Genomic DNA, 241 nt, shown 5'->3' with positions numbered 1-241 from the left:
CAGCTATCAGAAGCAGCATGAACGGGTGACGACGTTGACCGACCTCATGGTCATCCTGGGCATCGCGTTCGGCGCTGTCGGTCTGTCCCATGCCATTGCGGGCCCGGCATCGTCCTGGTTCGCCCAGAACGTGCCATGGGCCAAGCAGGTCAGCCTGCATGAGCCCTTCGTGTGGGTCGTTGTGCTCTCCACGTTTATCGGGCTTGGCTTGAGCCTGACGCGAGCGCGCACGCTGGACGGC

General features: G+C 63.5%; 1 protein-coding gene. It reads left to right on the top strand.

The features are described from left to right. Window positions 1–241, top strand: a 241-nt coding sequence (locus OH705_RS28545; protein ID WP_267303610.1) for a DUF819 family protein, incomplete at both ends; no start/stop codon positions are given.

This window comes from Pseudomonas sp. BJa3, from assembly GCF_026343815.1.
GTDB classification, from domain to species: Bacteria; Pseudomonadota; Gammaproteobacteria; order Pseudomonadales; family Pseudomonadaceae; genus Aquipseudomonas; species Aquipseudomonas soli.
Note: the sequence above shows the minus strand (reverse complement) of the source record. Positions and strands in the feature narration are given on the sequence as shown.